Raw genomic sequence first — 23,206 nt, 5'->3', positions numbered from 1 at the left:
GCTCTTTACCTGCCGCTACCGCCCGTCGGGCGGGGGAGGGAGCGTGGCGGTGCCCGGGGCCGGCTCCGGCCAGACCAGCAGGACCGGACAGGGGGCGTGGTCGACGACGAAGCGGGTGACCGGGCCGAGGCTGTGCGGTCCGAGGCGGGTCCGGTCGCCGTCCCGGGCGAGGACGAGCAGCTCGGCACCCTCGGCCGCCGCGACGACCTCGCGCTCGACGCGGCCGGCCCGCTCCACGTGGGCACAGGGCCGCCCGAGCCGGTCGGCCGCGGCGGCCAGGAGGTGCCGGCCGGAGTCCGCCGCCAGCGCCTCCAGCCGGTCGCCCGGATCCCGCTCCGGGTGGCCGCGGCCGAGCAGCCCGGCGAACGCGCCGTGCGCGACGCCGGGCACCTCCTGGCCGCTGACGTGCAGCAGGACGATCTCCGCGCCCGGCGGCGCGTGCACGCGGGCGGCATCGACACAGGCGGGCCAGGTGCCCTCGGTGATCCAGACGACGACGGTCACGTGCTCATCCTCCGACGATCCGCAGTGACCCCCACAGTGCCACCACGGCCACCGCCAGCGCGGCGGGCACGACGAGCAGCCCGAGGAGGGTGAACTCGCCGAGGCCGATGTCGGTGTCGTGTTCGCGGACGATGCGCCGCCACAACAGGGTGGCCAGCGAACCGGCATAGGTGAGGTTGGGGCCGATGTTGACCCCGAGCAGGACCGCCAGGACGGCTCCGGCGCCGGACGGGACGGCCAGCGGGAGGAGGACGAGGACGGCGGGCAGGTTGTTGATGACGTTCGCCAGGACGGCCGCCAGCGCCGCCGTGCCGAGCAGCGCGGGCAGCGAGGTGCCGTGCGGGACGAGATCCCCGAGCGCGGCGGACAGTCCGTTGTCGACGACGGCCCGGACCACGACGCCCAGCGCCAGGACGAAGGCCAGGAACGGCACGGCGGCCGACCGCACGATCGCGACCGGGGTGGTGCGGCGCCGGGCCAGGGCCCGGGCGGCGAGCGCGAACGCGCCGGCCAGGGCCGCCCAGGCCGGATCGACGCCGATGATCGAGGTGAGGACGAATCCGGCGAGCGTGCAGGCGACGGTGACCAGGGCGAACAGGGGCATCTCCGGCGCCGTCACCTCGGCCGCCGGCGGGGCGCCCGCGTCCAGGTCGGCGGCGAAGAACCGGCGCAGCACCACGTACTCGACGACGATGGCCGCCAGCCACGGCAGCGCCATCAGCGCGGCGAACCGCGTGAAGCTCAGCCCGCTCGCGGCGAAGGCCAGCAGGTTGGTGAGGTTGGAGACCGGCAGCAGCAGCGAGGCCGTGTTCGACAGGTGGGTGCAGGCGTAGACGTGCGGTTTGGGCCGGGCGCCGAGCCGGGCCGCGGTGACGAACACCACCGGGGTGAGCAGCACCACGGTGGCGTCCAGGCTGAGCACCGCCGTGATCGCGGAGGCGACCACGAAGACCTGCACCAGCAGGCGCCGCGGACTCCCGGCGGACGTCCGCGCCATCCACGCCCCGCAGGCGCGGAACAGGCCTTCGTCGTCGCACAGCTGGGCCAGTACCAGGACGGCGGCGAGGAACCCGATCACCGGCCCGAGCCGCTCCGCCTCGGCCCACGCGTCCGTCGGCGAGATCGCGCCGGTGACGACGACCAGCCCGGCCGCCGGCACCGCGACCACCGCCTCCGGCCAGCCCCACGGCCGCACCACCGCACAGACCAGCACCAGCACCAGCAGCCCGACGGAGAGCGCTTCGGCGAACGACGTACTCAGGGTCCTGCTCCTTGCGGGCGGCGGCTACGGCGCCCCCATCGAACCAGAGGCCGCCGGGCCGCGCTGCGTCGGCACGACCGAAACGGAGCCCCTCCCTCCGATCCCTCCGGGCGGATCCCGGCTGTGCGCCCTGGCGGCCCCGTGGTTCGTCGCGACCGGGGAGGGTGGGCAGGTGTCACGCCGGCGTCTTGGCGTCGACGACGACCGGCTCGACCTCCTCGCCGCTGTGCGCGTCGAGGAGGATCATCGCGACGGGGGCGGCGCCTCGTACACCCGCGCCCGGGAACAGAGCACAACCGAGCCTGGGGCGGGCGGAGATCTGTGTGGCGGAGGTGGTTATCCACCGCCGTCCACCACGCAGTTCCCCGGGAGGTTTGATGCTGGTGCAACGGGTCTTGACGCCCGACTCGCCGCTTGAGTCGTGGACGGTCCTCGGCGATGAGGGCGGCATGGTCGAGCCGATCGAGCGGTACCTGGCCTACCTGACGGCAATCGAGCGATAGCCGAACACGATCAAGGCATACGCCCACGATCTGAAGGACTGGTTCGTCTTCCTCGGCCGACGCGGCCTGGACTGGCGCGAGGTCCGGCTGGAGGACCTGGGCGAGTTCGTCGCCTGGCTCCGGCTGCCTCCTGCGGGCCGCGACGGCGGTGTCACATTGCTGCCCTCGGCGGAGCATCACCGCGCGGTGACCACGGTCAACCGGAAGCTGTCCGCGGTAAGCGGCCTGTATGTCTTCCATGCACGCCATGGTGTGGATCTTGGCGGCCTCGTCACCGAGCTGGAGCCGGTCCGCGCCCGGCGCACGGGCCGGAAGCCGTTCCTGTATCACCTGGCCGGCGGCCAGCCCGAGCGCCGCCGCACGATCAAGCCGAAGACGCCCCGCACGCATCCGACGCTTCCTTGCTACGACGCCTTGAAGCCGCCAACGCCCGTATTCGGCGCCTCACCGAGGAGAACCAGCGACTTCGCGAGCAACTCGCCCGCGCACTCGGCGAACAACGCGCCGCGACAACTCGCACCAGCCAACCCCAAGCTGGCGCAAGCAAGCCTGTCGATGGTCACGTAACGTCCCACCGCCGGCATCAACCTCCCCGCCCACACGGGCGAGTTGATCGTGTCGAGGAGTAGACGCGTGCTCCGCGCAGCCGTGCGCATCCCAGGGCTACACCAACGGCAGGAGTGCCAGCGCCTCTTTCGCATTGTGCTCGGCGATCTCCTGCATGAACGCCCGGTCGGGGAAGTCCCCGTCGAGGAGACGCAGTGGACCGGCCACCAGCGACAGGCGCATCGCGAGCAGGTAGAGGTCGAGCCGCTGCGGATCGAGATCGGGCCGGGCCAGTGCGGTGTACCGCTCGCCGAATCGCAACTGGAGGAAGACGTGCTCCCACTCGACGTCGAAGTACATCAGTCCCTCGATGTCGATCAGGACGGGGTGCCCGTCGGCGTCGACCAGGACGTGGTCGGGTCCGAGTTCTCCGTGGATCAGCCCGTATGCCGTGCGGGGACTCACCCGATCGGCCAGTTCCTGCAGACGGTCGCGCAATGCGGCGCCGGCTGCCGCGATGCGGCCGGCGCGCCCCGCCGCCTCCTCAAGGTCCCGCAGGGCACGGTCGAGGACCCGCCGCTCGCACGAGACCTCGGACACGGAGCCGCCCCGCTCCAGCAGGTCCACCCTGCCGTAGCGCTGGCCCTGGTATCGGTGCATCACCTCAAGCATCTCCGCGAGGTCGCCCAGGGTCCCTGCGGCGCGCGTGGGATCGGTTTCGAAGAGTGCTTCGAGCGTGCCGCCGGAGACGTCCTCGACCACGGCGACGTCCGCCGGATAGCGGCCCCGGCTGTCATCCGCCACGAGTACCCGCGGAACCCGCGCCCCGAGGCTGTCCAAGCTCCGCTGCGCGGTCAGGAACGGGACCAGCCCGGAAGCGGGCGCGAACGGGTCAGCCGGGTCGGCCTCTTGCGCGCCTGGCCAGAAGTTCTCAGCCTCGGCCCAGCTGTAGACGATCACACTCGCCGTGCGGGTGCCATCAAGGCGGACCCGGTACACCCCTTTCTTGCTCCCGCCGCGCAACCGGTCCACCGCGACGACGCGGCAGCCCGATCCGAGCGCGTCACGCACAAGCCCCGACAGGTCTTCGATCTCCGCGAATTGCCGCATCCGCGGAACCTACTGGAGACGGCGCCGCCCCTGCCACGGGGTATCTCCGTCGCCTCCGAACGCCGACGAACGGCGCACGTCCGGGATGCACTCCCAACCTCTCCGAGGCAAGACCGCCTGCCCTCAACGCACACCTCGCGCGGACGGTCTCCGGAGCCCGGAAGTCCACGCTGGCGGCGGGGAATGACGTGACATCGACAAGCGATCCCAGATCGGTAACGATCGGCCTCTGCTGAAAGGACCCTGATGCCCTCATTCGCTACGTCGCGGACAATCACCGCGACGCAAACGCCCAGGTCAACAGCCTGCCGGGCAAGCGAACTCAAGATAATCCAGGAACAGGTCGGTCACGAGCACGCCAGCACCACGTCCATTTACACCTGCGTCTCCTCGGACTTCCGCACCCGCACCCTGCGCTGGCACCTGGACACCACCGTCGCCGCCGCCCTCCAGGCCCAGAACGGAAGGCAGGCATGAAGCGCAAGATCGGCTACACCTGGCGGTTGCGCGAGGTCATGGCCCAGCACCGCATCTTCACCGCGACCGAACTGGTCCCGCTGCTGCGCGAACGCGGCATCGACCTGTCCGCCTCCCAGATCCACCGCCTGGTCTCCGGAACCCCGGAGCGGCTGTCGCTGCAGGTCCTGTCCGCACTCTGCGACATCCTCACCTGCACCCCGGCCGACCTGGTGACCACCACCGCCGAGAACGCCGGCGTCCGCAAGACCGCCACCGGCGACCTGCCCACCCCGCCCGACAACGTCGCGAAGCTCCGGCCCCGCGCTGCCCGCATCCTGCCCGACGCATGAGCCGCCCCTACGCCACCGACGAGCAGTACGAACACATCGCGGACCGCGGCAACATGAACACCGCCACCAACCAGGCATCCCGCTGGCTCTTCCCCGGCCGCCGAGCCGGCCAGCCCGCCCGCCCCGACCACCTGTCCGCACTCCTGGGCGAGATCGGCATCCCGGTCGCCGCCGCCCGTGGCGCCGGCGGGCGATCGGCAGGTCCTCGGCGTAGGCCACCAGCGGGACCTCCTCCAGCGCCTCCGGCAGCGGACGGCCCGCCAGCCGTTCGGCCCAGACGGGTGCGGCGACCAGGACGAACTCCTCGTCGGCGAGCGGCTCGGCGTGCAGCGTGCGGCCGCGCGGGCGCTGGGTGGCGACCACGAGGTCGTGGTGGCCCGCGCGCAGCTCTGCGAGGAGCGGCTCCGTCAGATCGGTGGCCACCCGCAGTCGGACGCCCCGGGCCGCGAGCGGGGCCAGCGGCTCCGCCAACTGCGCGGCGAGCGCGTCCGCGTGGGGGAGGGCGGCGACGCCGCGGGCGCGGCGCTCGAAGAGGTCCCGGCCCGTCCGCTCCTCCAGGGCCCGGATCTGTGCGGTGACTGTCGGCTGGGACAGCTGGAGCCGCCGGGCGGCGGCGGTGAAGGAGCCCGTCCGGTACACGGCCAGGAAGGTGCGCAGCTGGTTCAGGTCAAGCGGTCCCGGTCCCGGTCCCGGTCCCGGTCCGGGGGAGTTCCTGTCGCTCACGCCCGCCAACCCCACGCGAGGCGCCGCTGTGAGCCATCCGGGGACCGATGCCCGCCATCGGCCTGCCTATTGGCGCGGGTGGATCGGACCGGTCTACGTTTGGGGAGGTCGGACGCGCTGACGTTTAGCGTGCAAGTTGTCAGAACGTGCACCGCGACGTCACCGCCGCCCGGACCAGCCAAGAACCCCAGCCGAGAACCGGAGACCGCAGCATGTCGAAGAAGATCCTTTTCGTGATGACCGGCGCCACCCACTGGACGCTTGCCGACGGCACCCAGCACCCGACCGGCTTCTGGGCCGAGGAGGCCGTCGCGCCGTACCAGGCGTTCAAGGCCGCGGGCCACACCGTCACCGTGGCCACCCCGGACGGTGTGGTGCCGACCGTCGACGGCGGCAGCCTCGCGCCGGAGGTCAACGGCGGGGAGGACGGCGCCCGGCGGATCGCGGACGGCCTCGCCGCGATGGCCGAGCTGGCGCACCCGGTCAAGCTGGCGGACGTCGACCTGGCCGACTACGACGCGGTGTTCTACCCGGGCGGGCACGGCCCGATGGAGGACCTCGCGGTGGACGCCGCCTCCGGGCGCCTGCTGACCCTCGCGCTGAAGTCCGGCAAGCCGCTCGGCGTCGTCTGCCATGGGCCGGCCGCCCTGCTGGCCGCCGTCGAGGAGGACGGCAGCAACTCCTTCAGCGGCTACCGGGTCGCGGCGTTCAGCAACACCGAGGAGACCCAGGCCGGCTTCGCCGAGAAGGCGAAGTGGCTGCTGGAGACCCGGCTCGTCGAGGCCGGCGTGGACGTTCAGGTCGGCGAGCCCTGGGCGCCGAACGTCGTGGTCGACCGCAACCTGGTGACCGGTCAGAACCCGGCCTCCTCCGCCCCGCTCGCCGCCGAACTGCTGACGAAGCTGTCCGGCTGAGATGTCCGGTGGCAAGACCGCTGCCGATCGCCGCGACGAAGTCCTGGACGCCGCCTACACCTGCCTGACCAGGTACGGGGTGCGGCGTACCACGATGGACGACATCGCCGCGGAGATGGGCGTGTCGCGGTCGGCGCTGTACCAGTACGTCAGCGGCAAGGACGCCGCCTTCCGGCTCCTGGCCGAGCGCCTGCACGCCCGCGCGCTCGACCGGGCCCGGGCGGTCGCGGCCTCCGACGCCCCGGTGGGCGACCGCGTGCTCGGCGTGCTGGGGGTCAAGCTCGACCTCGTGCTCGACCTGCGGGGCGACTCCCCGCACGCCGCCGAACTGCTCGACGCCAGGGCCCGGCTCTTCGGCGACGTCTGCGCCGGGTTCACCGCCGAGGTGCGGGCGCTGCTCGTGGCCATGCTGAGCGAGTCAGGCCCCGGTGACGCCGTGGGTTCCGGGGACGCCGTGGGCGACACCGCCGAGATCCTCCTCGCCGTGGTCACCGGGCTCGAAGGCGCGAGCGAGCCGCGGCGGCTTCTCGCACGCGCCGTCGACGCTCTGTTCGCCTGCCCCGGATGCGCTCACTGAGCCCGCGTTGAACGGCGGTGAACGGCGGTGAACGGCGGAGCGGCCGCCCCGGCAGGGCGCCGGTACGCCCGTGCCGGTACGTCAGCCTTGGGTGGCCGCTCCGGGGGAGGCGCGTGCGGGTGGCCCGGGAACCCCCGGGGCCGCGTCGACGTCGGCCGGCGCCGCGCTCGCCGCCCTGGACCAGCGGCCGGCGAGCAGGGAGCCCGCCACCAGTTGCACCTGGTGGTACATCATCAGCGGCAGCACCAGGAGGCCGGCCTGGGGGCCGAAGAGGACGGTGGCCATCGGCAGGCCGTTGGCCAGGCTCTTCTGCGAGCCGCAGAGCACCGCCGCGACCGCGGAGGCGTGGTCCAGCCCGAGCAGTCGCGCACCGAGCCGGGCGGCGGCGATCGCGGCCGTGAGCAGGAGCAGCAGGACCGTCAGCAGCCCGAGGAGGGCGGACGGTGTGACGGTGGCCCAGACCCCCTGCTCCACCGCGCCGCTGAACGCGGTGTAGACGACCAGCAGGATCGAGCCCCGGTCGACCGGGGCGAGCACCCTGCGGTGGCGGCCCAGGAAGCCGCCCAGCCAGGGTCTCAGGACCTGCCCCACCACGAACGGTGCGAGCAGTTGCCCGCAGATCCGCAGCAGCCCGCCGGCCGACAGCGCCGCCTCCGCCCCCAGCAGCCAGGCCGCGAGGAGCGGCGTCAGCACCAGGCCGGCCAGGCTGGAGTAGGTGCCGGCGCAGATCGCGGCCGGGACGTTCCCCCGGGCGACGCCGGTGAGCGCCACCGCCGACTGGACCGTGGACGGCACCAGGCAGAGGAACAGCACGCCCGTCCGCAGTGGCCCGCCGAGCCCGAACGGGGCCGCCGCCGTCACGGCCAGGCCGAGTACGGGGAACAGCACGAAGGTGCAGGCCAGCACCAGCCCGTGCAGCCGCAGGTGCCGCAGTCCGGCGACCGTCTCGCGGGTGGAGAGTCGGGCCCCGTAGAGGAAGAACAGCAGCCCCACCGCGAGGTCGCAGGCCAGCCCGGCCCCGCGCGCCGCCTGCCCGGTGGCGGGGAGCAGTGCGGCCAGCGCCACCGCGCCGCCCAGCGCCAACACGTACGGATCGAGCACCCGCCACCACGGCCGCCGCCGTTCACCGCCGCTCGGCGGACGGGCCGGCGGACGGGCCGGCGGACGGGCCGGCACCCCCGCCGAGGGCGGCGCCCGGTGCTGACGGGCCGTGCTCATTCCTCGCCCCCCTCCCCCGTCTCCTCAGCCTCCTCCGCGTCCGGCGATGCCTCGTCCGGCGATGCCGGGACCGTCTTGGCGGTCCCCAGCAGGCCGGGTACCAGGGCGGTGGAACCGTCGTGGTCGCTGCCGGCCGATCCGTGCCCGATCAGGAGGTCGGCCGTTCGGTCGATCTCGACGATCGAGTCGGCCCCGGAGTTGTCGATCACCGTGACGAGACTGCGCTCCGCGACGGCCGACCCCGGCACGGCGCCGCCGAGCAGGGTCCAGGCCGCCAGGGCCAGGCCGACGGCCGTCACCCGGTGGCGGCCCCGGCTCGGCCGCTCTCCCGCGGCCCGGGTCGACGGGCCGGGCACCCGGAGCGTCACACGCCCACCTCCTCGCGGGCGTGGCTACGGGCGATGTTCCGCTCCAGCAGCTCGGTGGACTCGCGGACGCCGATCTCCTGCCGGTCCGTGGTGTCGGCCGGCAGCCGGCCGTCCGCGACCTTGAGCCCGGCGAGCGCCTCGTCCATCGCCCGGTGTGCCGCGAACAGGCACGGGGTGCTGTAGATGGCGACGTCCACCCCGAGCGCGCCCAGCTCGGAGAGCGACAGCCGGGGCGACTTGCCGCCGCCGATCTGGTTGAACAGCAGCGGCTTGTCACCCACCACCCGGCGGATCCGCCGGATCCACTCCTCGCTGCGCACGCCGTCGACCAGCACCACGTCCGCGTCGGTGGCGGCGAGGGCCTCGGCCCGGCGCAGGATGTCGGCCTCCTCGGTCGCGTCCGTGCGGGCCACCACCACCAGGTCGGTCCGGGCGGCCAGGACCTTGTCCAGCTTCTCCAGGTACTCGTCGAGCGGGAGGATCTGCTTGCCGTCGGCGTGACCGCAGCGGCGCGGGCGCTTCTGGTCCTCCAGGATGATGCCCGAGGCGCCGATCCGCTCCAGCCTCCGCACCACGTGGCAGGCCACCTCGGGATCGACGTAGCCGTCGTCGATGTCGACCAGCAGGTGATGCCGGGGGAAGGCGCCGCGCAGTCGCTCGACGAAGGCGACCATGTCCGGCCAGGCGATGAAGCCGATGTCGGGCAGGCCGTAGTAGGAGGCCGCGAAGCCGAAGCCGGAGACGAACATGCCGTCGTAGTGCTCGGCCGCGATCGAGGCGGAGTACATGTCGTAGACGCCGATGAGCGGGGTCGTCCCCGGGGCGGTGATCTGCTCGCGCAGCCGCTGCCCGTAGCCGTCGTGAAGGTTTCCGTGCCGCAACGCCATCTCCTCGTCCGTCAGGGATCCGTGCGCGACACGCACGGGACTTTGCCATAAGTTGGCCATCCCTAGGGCCAACTGAGGCGTCATCACTATGCGCGCTTTAATGTTCCGTGGGCAAATCTTTAAAGGAGTTTCCCTCGTTCGAGTGAGTCCGATCGGATTCATCGGACCGGTAGTATTTTGTGAACGAACTCCGAGTGGGGCGCGGATTCAGAGCGCGAGCCAGCCGCCCCGCACGTACCAGTGACCGCCCGCCCGCAGGTGGTCGACCAGGGCGCGCTGCACGACGGTGTCCCGGGGGAGCGACTCCAGCGGCCGCCCGGCGTCGCCGAAGACGAACTTCAGCGGATTGGCGTCCTCGGGGACCGGCGGCCGGTGCGGGCGTTCCAGCGGGGTGAACCGCCGCTGGAACCGCATGATGTTCGACTCGGCCGGCAGATAGGCGGCGAGCTGCGGGTCGAGCAGCCAGGAGAAGACGCAGGCGCTCCGGTACGGCTCCCCGGGGAAGTGCCGGGGGAAGAACGCCCGGGCGCGCTCCAGCGCGCGGTCGCACGCCCCGGGGGAGAGCGGGCCGCAGTGGTCGGGGATGTGCAGTTGGAGGGCCCACTCGCCGGCCCCCGCCGCCCGGGCGGCCTCGGCGTCCGCGCCGGTGAGCCGGGCGCGCTGGAACTGGAGGCGGCCGAGCTGGAAGAGCTCGCCCCGGAAGTGCAGCGTCAGCCAGCGCGCGTTGCCCAGCCCGGAGTGGCCGCGCCACCGGCTCACCACCAGCTGGCGGCCGAGGTCGGCCAGCGTCGACCGGGTCACCCCGGCCGGGACGCCGAGCGCGCGGTGGTGCGCCCGGGCGAGCGGCGCCAGGGCGACGAACAGCAGCGGGGCGAGCCCTTCGCCGCCGGCCACACCGGCCGCCCAGTGGCGGTCGAGTCCGGCCGGCTGCCCGAGCGTCCCCACGGCCCGGGCCTGGGTCGCCAGCATCTCCTCGAAGAGCGTCCGCAGTCCCCGGTCCCTGCCCAGCCGGGTGCGGGCCGCCAGCAGGCCGTTCACCTCCTCGAACGGCACCGCGAGCGCGAGCAGCGCCTCGACCAGCTCCTCGTCCGCCGGAAGCTCCGGAAGCTCCGGAAGCTGCGGAAGTCCCGGCGGCGGCGTTGGGCCGGCCGGTCCGGGCGGCTCCGGCGGCTGCGCCGGGGGCTCGTGCGGCAGGTGCGGCAGGTGGGGAATCGGCGGCTGCACGGCGGCGCCCTCCACGGCTCGGGATCGGCCGGCCCGCCCGGTCGGAGGGCCCGACCGGGCGACCCTACCGGCGGTCCGGCGGTCCGGCCGTGCGGTGGCGGCGCCCGAGGCGCGGGCTCAGCGCAGGAGCGTGAACACCAGCGCGGAGACGCCGCCGAGCGCCGTCCCGGCCACCACCTGCGCGGGCGTGTGCGCCCTCAGCACCAGCCGCGACCAGCCCGTCGCCACCGGCAGCGCGGCCGCCGCCACCAGCAGGGCCGGGGTCGCCGGGCCGAGCGCCAGCAGCAGGATCATCGCCGTCCCGCCGGCCACGGCGTTGTGCAGGGAGATCTGCCACCGGACGGTGACGGCCAGCGCCGAGACCAGGCCGACCAGCATCGCCACCACCAGCGCCCCGACCTCCGCCGGGGCGTGCAGCAGGTACAGCAGCGCCACCCCGGTCAGCACGGAGACCAGGCTGACCGCCATCGGCACCACCCGCTGGCGGCGCACCCGGATGTGCCGGTCGGTCAGCGCGCCGCGCCGCACCCCGAACGCGATCACCCCCATCGGCACCGCCCCGCAGAAGAGCGCCGCCAGGAGGCCCCAGCCCAGCCCGGACCAGCCGTCCGTGGCGTGCGCGCCGACGAGCAGCAGCAGGGCGATCACCAGGTTCGCGGGCGCGAGGACCTCGGTGAGGACCCTGGCCGCCCGCTCGCGCCGCGAGGCGGTGGCGAAGGCCGGGGGCTCGGGCGGGAGGAAGGTGCTCATCGGCGTGGTCCGGAGCGGCGGACGGCGGAGGTGATCGTTCGGTGCACGGCTGAAGGCTACCGGCCCGCGCGACCCGCCCCGACCCCGCCCGCCCCGGCCCCGCGCCGTTCGCCGGAGGCCTCCGGCGCGACCCTTATCCCCGCACCGCCCGCAACGTGCCGAGCGCCCGTCGCACCGCCCGGGTGGCGACCGGCGGCAGCAGGTCGAGCAGCAGCTGGCGCGGGCCCGAACGCGGCGCTGCCGACGGCACGGCGTTGTTGAGCCGCAGCACCCGGCGCCCCGCGATGGTGTCCTCGTCGACCGTGAAGCCCTCCGCCCGCCAGTCGCGCGCCAGCAGCTCCCGCCGGACCGGCTCCGGATCGCCCCACGTCCCGTAGAACTTCATCGGCGTCAGCAACACCGGCCGCAGTCCGCCGGTGAACACCGCCTGCCAGACCGCCGCCGACACGCCGGGCGTGTGCTCCGAGCGGTAGTCGTCCAGCACCACCAGGCCGTCCTCGGTCAGCGCCCGCCGCGCCACCTCGATGTCCCCGGCCACGTGCTCGTAGAGGTGCGAGGCGTCGATGTGGACGAAGCGGCAGCTGCCGGCCGGGATTCGGCCGTCGGCCAGCACCGAGGTCGGCGCCTGCACGATGGTCGGCAGCTCCGGGTGGAAGGCGAGGTAGTTGGCCTCGAAACCGCTCCTGGTGAGCGAGGCCCGGTAGGACATCGTCATCTCGGCCGCGTTGTCGTCGTCGCCCGCCGCGGAGTCGAACAGGTCGCAGACCGTCAACCGCTCGCCCGGCCGCAGGTGGTCGCCGAGCAGGACGGCGCTGCGCCCCAGGTAGCTGCCGAGTTCGAGGACGTCGCCGGTGGTCCCGGCCGTGCTCTGGGTGGTGAGGAGGTGCCGGAAGGCCTCCTGGTCCAGCCGGAAGAACCAGCCGGGGATGTCCTCCCGGCGGGCGGCCGGCCGGGGCGCGTCGGAGGGGCGGTCGATCGTGGAGCGGTCGGCTCCGGTGGCCTCTGCGGCTTCGGTGGCCTTGGCGGCTCCCGTGGCCTTGGCGGATCCGGTGGCGTCGGCGGTGTCGGCACTGGGCACGGCGGTCTCCCTCGGGGCGGGCGGAGCGGGCCCGGGCGGGCCCGTGACCTGGTCAATCGCGGCGGTGCCGGGGTACCGGACGGATCGGCCGTGGTGGGTGGCCGCCCATCATAGCCACGCTCGGCGCCGTCGGGCGCCCTCTCGAACGGCCGTGTGCGGCGGCTCGCTCAGGGGTTCGACGCGAGGCGCTCCAGGTCGGCGATCGTCTCGGCGAGCCAGGCCCGCTCGGCCGCCCCGGAGGCCCGGGCGACCAGCAGCATGCCGCGGCGGAACGGGTTGCCTTCCTGCTCGGCGGCGACCGGGCGGCCGTCCGCGTCGTAGAAGAAACTGCTCGGTGCCTCCAGGAAGGCGAGGCGGCGGCGGAGCACCGCGGCCTGCCGGGCCGGGTCGGTCAGGCGGTCCAGGAAGGTGGCGACGGTGAAGAAGCGGATCTGGTCGGAGATCTCGACCTCCTCCGGCTCGGTCAGCCGGCGCTCCAGTTCGGCCCGCCCCTCGGCGGTCAGCTCCAGGACCTGCCGGGGGGCGGCCCCGGTGCCCGGCTCGGTGCGACGCCGCAGCAGTCCGGCCTTCTCCAGCCGGGTGATCGCGGGGTAGAGCGCGCCGTCGCTGACCGGCCGGACATGACCGGTCAGGCCGGTGATCCGGGCCTTCAGCTGGTAGCCGTGCAGCGGTTCGTCGTACAGGAACCCGAGGATCGCGAGCGTCAGCACGGGCCAGGGCCTTTCCGTCGGCGTGGTGTTCCGTCGCCGCGGCGTTCCGTCCGGACCGGTGGACGTCCGGACCGGTGGACGTCCGGCCCTGCGGACCTGCGACCGGTGGGCGTGCGACCGGTGGCCGCGCGCTCCGCGACGGAGCCACGATACCTCTTGTCGATGCGCCTCGATTCGAGGTATCTCTATTCGAGGTCAGATGCCCGGCTCCCGCCCGGCGGGAGCGCAGCGGCGTCGGCCCTGCCACGGGCATGCCCGGCGTCGGGGGACACCGGGCGCGCCGGGAACATCGCCGGGAACATCGAGGAGGACACACATGCGGGGTCACCTGCCACGGCTCGTGGCACTGGCGGGACCGGTCTACGGAGAACTGCTGTCGGGCGTGGTCGCGTCGGTCATCGGCGCCTACTGGGTGGCCGGGCTGGGCGGACCGGCGGTGGCCGCCGTCACCCTGGCCGGCACCGTGGAGAACCTGCTGCTCGGCCTGGTCCTGGTGGCGGCCTCGGGGACCACCGTGCGGCTCGCGCGCGCCCACGGCGCCGAGGACCGGGCCGGGGCCGGACGCGTCGCCCGCGCCGCGTGGCGGCTCTGCGCACTGGGCAGCCTCGCGATCGCCGTCCCCGGCTTCCTCGCCCGTGACCGGATCGCCGGCGCCTTCCTGGACGGGGAGGCCGCCCGTCTCGCCGCCGACTGGTTCACCGTGGCCTTCCCGGCCTTCGCGCTTTTCTTCGCCCAGCGGATCGCCGACGAGCTGTTCAAGGGCGTCGGCGACACCCGGACCCCGCTGCGGACGGCCCTGCTCGGCAACGCCCTGCTGCTCGTCCTCGATCCGCTGCTGATCCTCGGCCCCGGCCCGCTCCCGGCGCTCGGGGTGACCGGCGCGGCGCTCGCGCTGACCGCCTCCCGGGCGGTCGCCCTCGCGGTCACCGCGCTGCTTCGCCGCCGCCACCGGCTGCCCGCCCCGGCCGGCGGGCTGCTCGCCGAAGCCCGTGCGATCACCGCGACCGGTGCCTCGTTCGGCCTGGACTTCACCGCGCGGATGGGCGTCGGCACCGCGCAGCTCGCGATGGTCGCCTCCTTCGGCGTGCCGGCCGTGGCCGGGTACGGGGTGGGCTACCGCGTCCTGCTGATCGTCACGATGGCGTTCTACGCCGTCCGGCAGGCCGCCGCCATCGAGGCCGCCCGGCTGACCGGCGCGGCCCGGCGGGCCGGTGTCGACCCCGCCGCCGTCGTGCGCTCCCTCGGCCGCGACACCGCCCGACTGGCCGCCGCCCTCGGCGCGGGCGCCGCGCTGCTCTGCGCCGCGGCCGCGCAGCCGGTGGCGGCGCTGTTCACCGACGACCCGGCGGTGGCCGGTGAGGCCGTCGGCTTCCTTCGGATGGCCGGCCTCTACCTGCTGCCCTACGCGCTGGTGGTCGCCCTCGGCGGAGTGCACCAGGCGGCCGGGGCGGGACGGCCGCTGGTCACCGCCGTGCTGCTCGGCCTCGCCGTCCAGCTCGGCTCCGGTGCCGCCCTGGCGGGCCCGCTCGGCGTCCACGGCCTCTGGGCCGGCATGACGATCGGCGCCCTCGCCCAGCTCGCCCTGCTCCGGATCCTGCTGCCGCGCCACCGGCGGGCCCGGTCCGACCGCGACGCTCCGGCCGACCGCGACGCTCCGGCCGACCGCGACGCTCCGGCCGACCGCGACGCCCCGACCGGCGGCGACGCCCCGGCCGCCGATCCTGACCGGCCGTCGGAAATTCGCTTGATCGAACAGGAGACGCCTGCTTAAGCTGCGCACGATCGATCGTCCGAGACCACAGGGGTCACCATGGAGCTGAACAGTCGTCACACCGCCCTGATCGGTGCCGCCACCGCGGCTCTCGCGGCCGCCGCCGTGGTGGGTGGTGTCAGCGCCGTCCAGGAGCCCGCCACCGTCCCCGGCATCGTCGTCGAGGCGCACCTGGGCATGCTCGGCCAGCCGGCCGGCACCGACGGCCTGGCGGTTCAGGACCACATCGGGCTCTGACGCACCACCGGACACCGCCGATGACCGCGCCGACGGCGCAGCCCGCACGCCCGGGGTCGGACGGCACGGCCGGGCCCGGCGACCCCACCGCCCTGATGGTCGCCGGGACGGCCGAGCGCCTGATCCGCCTCTGGGCCGGCCGGTCCGAGCTGCACCACCCCGGGTGGGGCCGCCCGTTCCGGCAGCTCGGCGACCTGCTGCCCGAGCAGGACGTCGAGTTCGCGGCGCACAACCCGCAGATGGTGCCGCTGCTGTGGTACCCGGCGCTCCGCCACGGCAGCCGCACGCGGCCGGTCATCGACGTGTTCGACCACCTCCCCGCCGAGCTGGGTCCCGCGCTGCCCCGACGGCAGGAGCTCTCCCGCGTCTACAGCTGGGCGCTGGCCTCCCGCACCGCGCTGGACTGGCTCACCGACTGCCTGGACGGCCGCGGTCTGCTGGAGGTGGGGGCGGGCAGCGGCTACTGGGCCTGGCTGCTGCGCGCCCGCGGCGTCGACGTACTGGCCACCGACGCCGAGGCCCGCACCGAACGGAACGGCTTCACCGACCGCTTCCAGTACACCGAGGTCCGCCCCGGCCGGGCGGCGGAGGACGCCGCCGCCCACCCCGATCGCGTGCTGGCCCTGCTCTGGCCCCCGCACCGCGACCCGATGGCCGCCGACACCCTCCGCGCCTACCGCGGCCCCAGCGTCCTCTACCTCGGCGACCGCCCCGGCGGCCTCTGCGCCGACCCGGACTTCTTCACCGAACTGACCACCCACTGGCGCCCGCTCTCCCGCTGCCCCCTCACCCTCCGCTGGCTCGGCAACCACGACACCGCCACCTACTTCGTTCGCCGCTGAGCGCGGCGCCGCCCCGGGCTCGGCGGTTTCCTCAGCTTGTTCTTCAACGTCCGCCTTGGTCGCGCGGTGGCAGGGGAAGACCGTAGGCAGCGTCGAGCTTGTTGATGATCTTGCGGAGCTCGCGGGCGCTCCGGGCCGACGTCGCATTCAGCACCGTTTCGAGGAGGGTGCGGGCCTCCAGAGGGTTCCCGCAGCAGTACCGGTGCACGTTGCCCCACTCGTAGTCCTGCTTCGACCAAGGCGGAAGCTGGGCGGCCCGGCGACCCCTTGGTCGCCGGGCCGCGAGACCGCGTCATGAGGAATGTGCTGCATCCGGGGCGGGGAGTCGCTCGGTGTCGGTGCCGAAGGGGAGGTGGACGGTGCGGCCGGCGAGGAGCCAGGTGTCGTCGATCTTGTGGAAGGTGTCCTCGTAGTGGCCGACGTTGGCCGGGAGCCTGGGCTCGATCATTCCGCCCGTGTAGCCGTCGACCCGGTACGTCGTCAGGTAGGAGACGGCCCGCGCCGTCGTCTCGGACTCCACCGTGACCAGGATGTTTGTCATCAGACGACGTGACAGCCTGTCCGCCGGGCGAGAGGCGAAGTAGCGGCGCAGGGCCTCGCGTCCCTCGATGCGCCGGTCGCCGTAGGGCCAGTGCCAGAAGCCGTCCGAGGTGAACAGCTCGGCCACCGAGCTCGGGTCGCCGAGGTCGAGGCGGTGGATGAAGTCCACGATGACGCGCTCGCAGGCGCGCTCCGCGAGCATCCGTTCGACCGGGGGAATGATCTGCTCGTCCATGCCCCTTTCTATCAGCGCCAACGGGCTTCAGGGCAACGGGTTTTCCGCATCAGACCTGGCCGAGCGCGCCCTTCGCTCCCCACCCTCGGGGCTCCGCGCCGCCGCGCGGTCGGCAGGGAGGCGGGTGGCGAGGAGGGTGCCTGCGGCGGCGATGGCCGCCAGGGTGAGGAGGGCCGGGGCGAGGGCCTCGGTCAGGGGGTGGCCGGCGGTCAGGGTGGTGGCGACGGCGACGCCGAGGGCGGGCCCGACGTTCATCGCGGTCTGCTGGAGACCGCCCACCACCCCGGCGTCCCGGACCGGGGCGGCGCGTACGACCGCCGCCGTCGCGGTGGCCATCACGGCCCCGAACCCGGCGCCCAGCAGCAGGAAGGCCGTGCCGATCACCGGCACCGGGGTGTCCGGCCGGAAGGACGCGACGAGGAGGACGCCCAGGGTGAGCGAGGACATCGCCGCCACCACCGTCCGGCGCGGCCCGTGCCGCCGGGTCAGGGCGGCCGAGGAGGGTGCGGCGACCACCATCGCCGCCGCCAGCGGCAGCGACCGGAGCGCACTGGCGAGCGGGTCGAGGGCGAGCACGTCCTGGAGGAAGTAGGTGGCCAGGAAGAGCGTCCCGAAGAGCGCGGCCGAGGCGGTGAGCAGGACGCCCAGCGCGGGGGCGACGGTCGGGGCCCGCAGGAGGGTCGGCGGCAGCAGCGGGTGCCGGGTGCGCCGCTCGTGGCGGACGAAGGCGGCGCCGAGTACGGCCGAGGCCGCCAGGCCGAGCCAGGTGACCGGTGACAGACCTCGGTCGGGAACGCCGACCAGGGTGAACACCAGGCAGGCCAGTGCGGCGCCGAGCAGCGCGGAACCGGGCAGGTCCAGACCGGCACCCGGAGCGGCCGTGTGGTTCTCGGCCGACCGGGGCAGCCGGACCAGCAGTGCGGCGACGCCGGCGACCACGGCGGGCACGAGCGTCAGGAAGAAGACCGACCGCCAGCCCAGCTGGGCGGTCAGGGCGCCGCCGACCACCGGTCCGGCGGCGGCCGAGAGTCCGATCGCGACGGTGCGCAGCGCGATCGGTCGGCCGAGTCGGTCCGCCGGGTAGACGGCTCGCAGCAGGCCCAGGGTGGCGGGTTGGAGCAGCGCGCCGGCGATGCCCTGGAGGACGCGCAGGCCGATCACCCAGCCGATGCTCGGGGCGAGGCCGATGCCGGCCGAGGTGGCGCCGAAGCCGAGCACGCCGACCGCGAAGACCCGGCGGTGGCCGAACCGGTCGCCGAGCCGGCCGGCGAAGACGAGCAGGGCGGCCACCGTGACCAGGTAGGCGGTGCTGGTCCACTGCACGGCGGGGAGCGAGGCGTCCAGGTCGTGACGGAGGCTGGGCTGGGCGACGGTGAGCACCGTGCCGTCGAGGGCGACGATCGCGGCGCCGAGAACGCTGCCGACGAGGGTGAGGCGCTGGGCGCGGGCCGGCGTCATCGGGGCACCGGGCCGAGGTGGGCGTCGAGCGTGGCGCGCAGGACCGGTTCGACGGTGTCGGCGCCGGTGGCCAGTCGGAGGCTGCCCCAGGCGCGGAGCTGGGCGAGACCGTGCAGATTGGCCCAGAGCGCCGCCGCCACCACGATCGGGGGCACATCGTCGCCGCTCCCGGTCGACCCGGTCGACCCGGTGGCGCCGACGGTGCCGACGGTCCCGACGGCCGGCGGTCGGATCGCGGCGACGAGGCGGGTGACGGCCTCGAACAGGGGGAGCGAGGTGCGACGCAGCTCCGCACCGCTGCCCTCCATGACGTCGTGGCGGAACATCAGCTCGAACATCCCCGGCCGGTCGGCCGCGAAGTCGAGGTAGCCCCGGGCGAGCCGCTCCAGTCGCGTCCGCGCCTCGGCTGCGTCGCGGACGGCCCCGGCCCCGGCGGCGGGGGCGTCGAGTCCCACGGCGGTGGCCAGTTCGCCGAAGCCGTGGCGGGCGATGGCGGCCAGCAGCTCGGCGTGGGTGGCGAAGTAGCGGCGCGGCGCGCCGTGCGAGACGCCGGCCTGGCGGGCGATCTCGCGCAGGGTGAGCGCGTGGACGCCCTCCAGGGCGAGCAGTTCGACTCCGGCCGCGACCAGGCGGGCACGCAGGCCGGTGGCCTTGTCCTGTTCCGTTTGCGTCATGGGACGTGTCTATCAAGATCGAGTAGACACTGTCTACTCGCACTGTCTACGCGCGCACGGGGAACGACGAACGCCCCTGGGCGGACCACCGGAGGTGAGTCGCCCAGGGGCGGGGTATCGGGGCGGGTCGGGCCAGGTCAGCGCGACAGCCCGTCCAGGGCTTGGCCGGGTCCGGCGTCCAGTACGTCCGCCGCGTTGTTCGGGGCCGCCGCGCCGTCCGCGTCCTCCACCGGCTCCGCCCCGTCCACCGCCGTGCCTTGCGAGGGACCCCGCGCCGCGGCCACCCCGGCCACCCCGGCCACCTGCGCCTCCGGCGCCCAGGCGCGGCGCCGCCGTCGCGCGACCACCGCGCCCAGCCGCTCCACCCCCGGCTGGGTGTACCGCGCGGCCAGCGGTCCGGTGACCACCAGGATCAGCACGTACGCCGTGGCCAGCGGCCCCAGCCCGGGCTCGATGCCGGCCGTCACGGCCAGCCCGGCGATGACGATCGAGAACTCGCCCCGGGACACCAGGGCCCCGCCGGCCCGCCACCGCCCGCGGGTGGCGATCCCCGCGCGCCGGGCGGCCCAGTAGCCGGTCGCGACCTTGGTCAGCGCGGTGACCAGGGCCAGCAGCAGCGCGGGCAGCAGTACCGGCGGAATGCTGGTCGGATCGGTGCTGAGGCCGAAGAAGACGAAGAACACCGCCGCGAAGAGGTCGCGCAGCGGGCTCAACAGCGTGTGCGCGCCCTCGGCGGCCTCGCCGGAGAGGGCGATGCCGACCAGGAACGCGCCGACCGCCGCCGACACCTGGAGCTGCTGCGCGATGCCCGCGACCAGCAGGGTCAGCCCGAGCACCACCAGCAGCAGCTTCTCCGGGTCGTCGTGCGAGACGAACCGGGATATCAGCCGCCCGTAGCGGAGCGCGACGAACAGCACCGCTCCCGCCGTGGCGAGCGCGATGGCCAGCGTGATCGAGCCGGCGACCAGGCCGGCCCCGGCCAGCAGGGCGGTCAGGATGGGCAGGTACACCGCCATCGCGAGGTCCTCCAGCACCAGGATGCTGAGGATCACCGGGGTCTCCCGGTTGCCCAGGCGGCCGAGGTCGCCGAGCACCTTGGCGATGACGCCCGAGGAGGAGATCCAGGTGACGCCGGCCAGCACCACGGCCGCCACCGGGCCCCAGCCGAGCAGCAGCGCGGCGACCGCGCCGGGCACGGCGTTGAGCAGGAAGTCGACCGCGCCGGCCGGGTACTGGGCCTTGAGGTTGGTGACCAGGTCGGCGGCGGTGTACTCCAGACCCAGCATCAGCAGCAGCAGGACGACGCCGATCTCGGCGCCGGTCGCCACGAACTCCTCACTGGCGCTCAGCGGGAGCAGCCCGCCGGTGCCGAAGGCGAGCCCGCCGAGCAGGTAGAGCGGGATCGGCGAGAAGCCGTACCGTCCGGCGATCCGGCCGAGCAGGCCGAGGACGAGGATGACCGAGCCGAGCTCGATGAAGACCTTGGCGGTGTGCACTCCCCGATCACCCCCGCTCCAGGATCGCCGCCGCCGCGTCCACACCCTCGCGGGTGCCGATCACGATGAGCGTGTCGCCGCCGGCCAGCCGGAAGTCCGGCGCGGGGGAGGGGACGGCGCCGGTGCGCCGCAGCACGGCGACGATCGAGGCGCCGGTCTCGGTCCGCATCCGGGTTTCGCCGAGCAGCCGCCCGTTCCAGTACGAGGCGCCGTCGACCGGGAGCCGTTCGGCGACCAGGCCGAGGTCGGTGGTGTGCAGCAGGGCCGGGCTGTGGTGGGCCGGCGTCAGGGCGTCCATCAGGGCGGCGGACTCCTCGGCCGTCAGCCGGAAGGCCTGCGCGCAGGCGTCGGGGTCGTCCGAGCGGTAGACGTTGAGACTGCGTGAGCCGTCCCGGTGGGCGATCACGGACAGGTGCCGCTGTTCTCGGGTGGTGAGGTCGTACTGGACGCCGACACCGGGCAGCGGAGTGGTCCGGACACGGGCGATCGACACGGCGGCTGTCCTCTCGTCAGGGGGTTCCCATGGTGGTGCGCGGCACGGGCACGCCGGGCGGGGAGCACCGGGGCAGGGGAACGCCGGCGCCTGACCGCGTGCGGGACGCGAACGCGCAACCGGATCAATAGTAATGAGTATGTAAAGTCCGAAAATAGCGCCCGGTCCGTGCGGGCGCCGGACAGCGCGGGCACGAACCGGGCGAACGGACCGGGGACGACTGCGTGACGGTCCGTCGATGTGGAAGTTGAAGAGGAAGCCGACGTGGTAGTCGACGAGGAAGTCGACTCGGCCGAAGCGAACTGCGGAGGCCGGGACGGCGCCGAGGGCCCTACTGCGGCGGGCGGTCGTCCCTCAGCTGGTCCTTGAGCTTCTCCTGGCCGGTGTCGACGTGCCCGCTGTACTTGCCCTGCGTGCGCTCGTCGACCATGTCGCCGGCCTTGTCGACGCCTCGCTCGGCTTGTTCCTCATGGCCCTTGAGAAGACCCTTGAGCTTATCCAACATGGACATGTGGTCACACTCCCGGATGAGACGGCCCCACCTCCTCCAGCATCGCCGCACACCGGAGTGTCCGCATCCGGTCAGCTTGCGCGGCGGGGTTGGCAAGGAGTCCCGGAGCATGTCAAATCGGGAGTCACACGGATCATCGGAAGGACTCACCTTGAACGCTCGGACCGGTCGCCCGGCCGTCGCCTCCCGCTCCCAGGCCGCCCCCATCCGCCGGACGGCGGGCGCCGCACTGGCGGTCGCGGGTCTGGTGACCCCGCTGCTGCTGGTCGGTGCCGGCAGCGCCGCCGCCGAGCCGGACCCGGTCCGCAACGGCGCGAAGCTGGCCGCCAAGCTGATCGCGGGCAGCGACGCCGACGACGCCTTCGAGACCCTGGAGGCGTTCCAGCGGTTCGCCGACCGCAACGGCGGCAACCGGGTGGCCGGCGCCCGCGGTCACGAGCGGTCCGCCCAGTACGTCTACGAGCAGGCCCGTCGGGCGGGGCTGAAGGTCTCGAAGCAGGAGTTCGAGTACACGTTCTTCCAGGCCCTCTCCGAGCGGCTCGCCGTGGTCTCCCCGCAGGCCGAGGAGGTGCCGCTGAAGGTCATGACGTACTCGGCCGGCGGTCCGGCCGGGGGCATCACCGCCCAGCTCGCGGTCGTCCCGGTGGACGCCACCACGGGCTGTGAGGCCGCCGACTACGCGGCCGGCGCCTTCACCGGCAAGGTCGCGCTGATCAAGCGCGGCGGCTGCGGCTTCGCGGCCAAGCAGGCCGCCGCGGCGGACGCGGGCGCGGTCGGCGCGGTCATCTACAACAACACCGAGGGCGACCTCAACGGCACGCTCGTGGAGCCGGACGCCGGGCGGGTCCCGGTCGGCGGCACCACCCGGGCGGCCGGCGAGGCCCTCGCGGCCAAGGCCGCCGCCGGGCCGGTCACCGTGACGCTGGACGTGCGGACCTTCCAGGAGAAGCGCAAGACCTGGAACGTCCTGGCCGAGACCCGCGGCGGCGACGAGAACAACACCGTCGTGGTCGGCTCCCACCTCGACTCGGTGGCCACCGGGCCCGGCATCAACGACAACGGCTCCGGCTCGGCCGGCATCCTGGAGGTCGCCAAGAACCTCGGCACCAAGCCGGTGAAGAACAAGGTGCGGTTCGCCTGGTGGTCGGCCGAGGAGTTCGGTCTCAAGGGCTCCGAGGCCTATGTGAACGCGCTCTCCGAGGCGGAGCGGAAGAAGATCCGGCTCTACCTGAACTTCGACATGATCGCCTCGCCCAACTCGGCGCAGTTCGTCTACGACGGCGACGACTCCGACCACGTCGGCTCCGGCCCCGGCCCCGCCGGGTCCGCCCAGATCGAGCGTCTGATCACGGACTTCTTCGACGACTGGAGTGTCCCGCACGAGGGCACCGACTTCACCGGCCGCTCCGACTACGGGCCGTTCATCGAGGCGGGCATCCCGGCCGGCGGCACCGACACCGGCGCCGAGGTGATCAAGAGCGCGGCCCAGGCCGCCAGGTACGGCGGCACCGCCGGGGTGGCCTTCGACAAGTGCTACCACCAGGCCTGCGACGACCTGGAGAACCTGGACCTCGCCGCCTTCGAGCTCAACATCGACGCCATCGCCCACGCCGTCGGCATCTACGCCTGGGACCTCTCCTCGCTGACCGCGCCCGTCACGCCCAAGCAGACCGACGGCCAGGCGGGCAGCGGCGGCGGCCTGCAGGAGAGCCACGCGCACGAGGTCGCGGCCTGACCTGAACCCGACCGTCCCCGCCGCCGTCCCGC

25 protein-coding genes and 1 pseudogene are annotated in these 23,206 nt (G+C 73.9%); 9 read left to right on the top strand and 17 right to left on the bottom strand.

The features are described from left to right. Positions 1-15: 15 nt before the first annotated feature. Positions 16-504, bottom strand: coding sequence for a universal stress protein (locus ACFP3U_RS06925; RefSeq protein WP_380224327.1), 489 nt, complete (start codon positions 502-504; stop codon positions 16-18). A 4-nt stretch (positions 505-508) separates the two neighbouring features. Further along, a complete protein-coding gene (locus ACFP3U_RS06920) occupies positions 509-1,765 on the bottom strand; it encodes an SLC13 family permease (protein ID WP_380224346.1) in 1,257 nt (418 codons plus the stop codon). A 377-nt stretch (positions 1,766-2,142) separates the two neighbouring features. Here ACFP3U_RS06920 and ACFP3U_RS06915 point away from each other — a divergent pair, with 377 nt between their 5' ends. Together ACFP3U_RS06915 and ACFP3U_RS06910 are read left to right on the top strand one after the other, a co-directional pair. After that, positions 2,143-2,268 carry a hypothetical protein gene (locus ACFP3U_RS06915; protein WP_380224325.1) on the top strand — a complete coding sequence of 42 codons (126 nt, stop codon included), beginning with the start codon at positions 2,143-2,145 and terminating at the stop codon, positions 2,266-2,268. Between the two features lie 9 nt (positions 2,269-2,277). Continuing rightward, a complete protein-coding gene (locus ACFP3U_RS06910; protein ID WP_380224345.1) occupies positions 2,278-2,835 on the top strand; it encodes a site-specific integrase in 558 nt (185 codons plus the stop codon). A 96-nt stretch (positions 2,836-2,931) separates the two neighbouring features. Here ACFP3U_RS06910 and ACFP3U_RS06905 read toward each other — a convergent pair whose 3' ends face one another. Continuing rightward, a complete protein-coding gene (locus ACFP3U_RS06905) occupies positions 2,932-3,924 on the bottom strand; it encodes a phosphotransferase (protein ID WP_380224324.1) in 993 nt (330 codons plus the stop codon). Positions 3,925-4,397: 473 nt separating this feature from the next. Between ACFP3U_RS06905 and ACFP3U_RS06900 the strand changes: the two genes are divergently transcribed. Beyond that, positions 4,398-4,733: a helix-turn-helix domain-containing protein gene (locus ACFP3U_RS06900; RefSeq protein WP_380224322.1), complete on the top strand. Its 336-nt coding sequence runs from the start codon at positions 4,398-4,400 to the stop codon at positions 4,731-4,733. 168 nt (positions 4,734-4,901) lie between these two features. Here the strand turns inward: ACFP3U_RS06900 and ACFP3U_RS06895 are convergent. Next, positions 4,902-5,456 (bottom strand): annotated as a pseudogene (locus tag ACFP3U_RS06895) (LysR family transcriptional regulator); the annotation flags it as partial. 212 nt (positions 5,457-5,668) lie between these two features. Here ACFP3U_RS06895 and ACFP3U_RS06890 point away from each other — a divergent pair. Next, positions 5,669-6,370 (top strand): type 1 glutamine amidotransferase domain-containing protein, encoded by a 702-nt coding sequence (locus ACFP3U_RS06890; RefSeq protein ID WP_380224320.1) that lies wholly within the window; start codon positions 5,669-5,671, stop codon positions 6,368-6,370. A gap of 1 nt (position 6,371) precedes the next feature. Beyond that, the gene (locus ACFP3U_RS06885) at positions 6,372-6,947 is read left to right on the top strand and encodes a TetR/AcrR family transcriptional regulator (protein ID WP_380224319.1); all 576 of its coding nucleotides are present in this window, start codon (positions 6,372-6,374) and stop codon (positions 6,945-6,947) included. A gap of 81 nt (positions 6,948-7,028) precedes the next feature. Here ACFP3U_RS06885 and ACFP3U_RS06880 read toward each other — a convergent pair whose 3' ends face one another. The 7 genes from ACFP3U_RS06880 to ACFP3U_RS06850 form a co-directional block, all read right to left on the bottom strand. Beyond that, a complete protein-coding gene (locus ACFP3U_RS06880; RefSeq protein WP_380224318.1) occupies positions 7,029-8,165 on the bottom strand; it encodes a bile acid:sodium symporter family protein in 1,137 nt (378 codons plus the stop codon). Then, on the bottom strand, positions 8,162-8,533 hold the full coding sequence (locus ACFP3U_RS06875; protein ID WP_380224316.1) for a hypothetical protein: 372 nt from the start codon (positions 8,531-8,533) through the stop codon (positions 8,162-8,164). Before ACFP3U_RS06875 ends, ACFP3U_RS06880 begins: the two co-directional genes overlap by 4 nt. Next, positions 8,530-9,414: an isocitrate lyase/PEP mutase family protein gene (locus tag ACFP3U_RS06870; RefSeq protein WP_380224315.1), complete on the bottom strand. Its 885-nt coding sequence runs from the start codon at positions 9,412-9,414 to the stop codon at positions 8,530-8,532. Before ACFP3U_RS06870 ends, ACFP3U_RS06875 begins: the two co-directional genes overlap by 4 nt. Before the next feature lie 213 nt (positions 9,415-9,627). Then, complete coding sequence (locus tag ACFP3U_RS06865; RefSeq protein WP_380224314.1) at positions 9,628-10,644, bottom strand: acyltransferase domain-containing protein; 1,017 nt, start codon at positions 10,642-10,644, stop codon at positions 9,628-9,630. 117 nt (positions 10,645-10,761) lie between these two features. Further along, positions 10,762-11,394, bottom strand: a complete 633-nt coding sequence (locus ACFP3U_RS06860) for a phosphatase PAP2 family protein (protein WP_380224313.1) — start codon at positions 11,392-11,394, stop codon at positions 10,762-10,764. A 133-nt stretch (positions 11,395-11,527) separates the two neighbouring features. Further along, positions 11,528-12,370 (bottom strand): class I SAM-dependent methyltransferase, encoded by an 843-nt coding sequence (locus ACFP3U_RS06855; protein ID WP_380224344.1) that lies wholly within the window; start codon positions 12,368-12,370, stop codon positions 11,528-11,530. 269 nt (positions 12,371-12,639) lie between these two features. Continuing rightward, positions 12,640-13,182, bottom strand: a complete 543-nt coding sequence (locus tag ACFP3U_RS06850; protein ID WP_380224312.1) for a PadR family transcriptional regulator — start codon at positions 13,180-13,182, stop codon at positions 12,640-12,642. Positions 13,183-13,498: 316 nt separating this feature from the next. On the opposite strand from ACFP3U_RS06850, the gene ACFP3U_RS06845 reads away from it, so the two are divergent. The 3 genes from ACFP3U_RS06845 to ACFP3U_RS06835 are packed head-to-tail and all read left to right on the top strand — an operon-like array spanning position 13,499 to position 16,032. Beyond that, positions 13,499-14,953, top strand: a complete 1,455-nt coding sequence (locus ACFP3U_RS06845; protein WP_380224311.1) for an MATE family efflux transporter — start codon at positions 13,499-13,501, stop codon at positions 14,951-14,953. A gap of 39 nt (positions 14,954-14,992) precedes the next feature. Further along, positions 14,993-15,190: a hypothetical protein gene (locus tag ACFP3U_RS06840; protein ID WP_380224310.1), complete on the top strand. Its 198-nt coding sequence runs from the start codon at positions 14,993-14,995 to the stop codon at positions 15,188-15,190. Positions 15,191-15,210: 20 nt separating this feature from the next. Then, complete coding sequence (locus ACFP3U_RS06835) at positions 15,211-16,032, top strand: class I SAM-dependent methyltransferase (RefSeq protein WP_380224309.1); 822 nt, start codon at positions 15,211-15,213, stop codon at positions 16,030-16,032. A gap of 292 nt (positions 16,033-16,324) precedes the next feature. Here the strand turns inward: ACFP3U_RS06835 and ACFP3U_RS06830 are convergent, their stop codons facing one another. From ACFP3U_RS06830 to ACFP3U_RS06805, 6 genes are all read right to left on the bottom strand, one after another. Then, on the bottom strand, positions 16,325-16,807 hold the full coding sequence (locus ACFP3U_RS06830) for a nuclear transport factor 2 family protein (RefSeq protein ID WP_380224308.1): 483 nt from the start codon (positions 16,805-16,807) through the stop codon (positions 16,325-16,327). Between the two features lie 27 nt (positions 16,808-16,834). After that, positions 16,835-18,265, bottom strand: coding sequence for an MFS transporter (locus ACFP3U_RS06825; RefSeq protein WP_380224307.1), 1,431 nt, complete (start codon positions 18,263-18,265; stop codon positions 16,835-16,837). Beyond that, a complete protein-coding gene (locus tag ACFP3U_RS06820) occupies positions 18,262-18,939 on the bottom strand; it encodes a TetR/AcrR family transcriptional regulator (RefSeq protein WP_380224306.1) in 678 nt (225 codons plus the stop codon). The genes ACFP3U_RS06825 and ACFP3U_RS06820 overlap by 4 nt, the downstream gene beginning before the upstream one ends. Positions 18,940-19,076: 137 nt before the next feature. Then, positions 19,077-20,435 (bottom strand): cation:proton antiporter, encoded by a 1,359-nt coding sequence (locus tag ACFP3U_RS06815; protein WP_380224305.1) that lies wholly within the window; start codon positions 20,433-20,435, stop codon positions 19,077-19,079. 7 nt (positions 20,436-20,442) lie between these two features. Further along, on the bottom strand, positions 20,443-20,928 hold the full coding sequence (locus tag ACFP3U_RS06810) for a cation:proton antiporter regulatory subunit (protein ID WP_380224304.1): 486 nt from the start codon (positions 20,926-20,928) through the stop codon (positions 20,443-20,445). Between the two features lie 331 nt (positions 20,929-21,259). Further along, positions 21,260-21,439: an antitoxin gene (locus ACFP3U_RS06805; RefSeq protein ID WP_380224303.1), complete on the bottom strand. Its 180-nt coding sequence runs from the start codon at positions 21,437-21,439 to the stop codon at positions 21,260-21,262. Positions 21,440-21,668: 229 nt separating this feature from the next. Between ACFP3U_RS06805 and ACFP3U_RS06800 the strand changes: the two genes are divergently transcribed. Next, positions 21,669-23,174, top strand: coding sequence for a M28 family metallopeptidase (locus tag ACFP3U_RS06800; RefSeq protein ID WP_380224342.1), 1,506 nt, complete (start codon positions 21,669-21,671; stop codon positions 23,172-23,174). Positions 23,175-23,206 lie beyond the last annotated feature (32 nt).

Origin of the sequence: Kitasatospora misakiensis (genome assembly GCF_042656005.1) — a bacterium.
In the GTDB taxonomy this organism is placed as follows: Bacteria; Actinomycetota; Actinomycetes; order Streptomycetales; family Streptomycetaceae; genus Kitasatospora; species Kitasatospora misakiensis.
This window is presented reverse-complemented; position numbering and strand designations above follow the sequence as displayed.

Bases quoted from the DNA above. Each gene is read 5' to 3' on its own strand.
- ACFP3U_RS06825 (WP_380224307.1), bottom strand. From the start codon at position 18,265: ATGACGCCGGCCCGCGCCCAGCGCCTCACCCTCGTCGGCAGCGTTCTC.
- ACFP3U_RS06845 (WP_380224311.1), top strand. From the start codon at position 13,499: ATGCGGGGTCACCTGCCACGGCTCGTGGCACTGGCGGGACCGGTCTAC.
- ACFP3U_RS06860 (WP_380224313.1), bottom strand. From the start codon at position 11,394: ATGAGCACCTTCCTCCCGCCCGAGCCCCCGGCCTTCGCCACCGCCTCG.
- ACFP3U_RS06905 (WP_380224324.1), bottom strand. From the start codon at position 3,924: ATGCGGCAATTCGCGGAGATCGAAGACCTGTCGGGGCTTGTGCGTGAC.
- ACFP3U_RS06885 (WP_380224319.1), top strand. From the start codon at position 6,372: ATGTCCGGTGGCAAGACCGCTGCCGATCGCCGCGACGAAGTCCTGGAC.
- ACFP3U_RS06805 (WP_380224303.1), bottom strand. From the start codon at position 21,439: ATGTCCATGTTGGATAAGCTCAAGGGTCTTCTCAAGGGCCATGAGGAA.
- ACFP3U_RS06915 (WP_380224325.1), top strand. From the start codon at position 2,143: ATGCTGGTGCAACGGGTCTTGACGCCCGACTCGCCGCTTGAGTCGTGG.
- ACFP3U_RS06890 (WP_380224320.1), top strand. From the start codon at position 5,669: ATGTCGAAGAAGATCCTTTTCGTGATGACCGGCGCCACCCACTGGACG.
- ACFP3U_RS06840 (WP_380224310.1), top strand. From the start codon at position 14,993: ATGGAGCTGAACAGTCGTCACACCGCCCTGATCGGTGCCGCCACCGCG.
- ACFP3U_RS06880 (WP_380224318.1), bottom strand. From the start codon at position 8,165: ATGAGCACGGCCCGTCAGCACCGGGCGCCGCCCTCGGCGGGGGTGCCG.
- ACFP3U_RS06900 (WP_380224322.1), top strand. From the start codon at position 4,398: ATGAAGCGCAAGATCGGCTACACCTGGCGGTTGCGCGAGGTCATGGCC.
- ACFP3U_RS06835 (WP_380224309.1), top strand. From the start codon at position 15,211: ATGACCGCGCCGACGGCGCAGCCCGCACGCCCGGGGTCGGACGGCACG.
- ACFP3U_RS06820 (WP_380224306.1), bottom strand. From the start codon at position 18,939: ATGACGCAAACGGAACAGGACAAGGCCACCGGCCTGCGTGCCCGCCTG.
- ACFP3U_RS06830 (WP_380224308.1), bottom strand. From the start codon at position 16,807: ATGGACGAGCAGATCATTCCCCCGGTCGAACGGATGCTCGCGGAGCGC.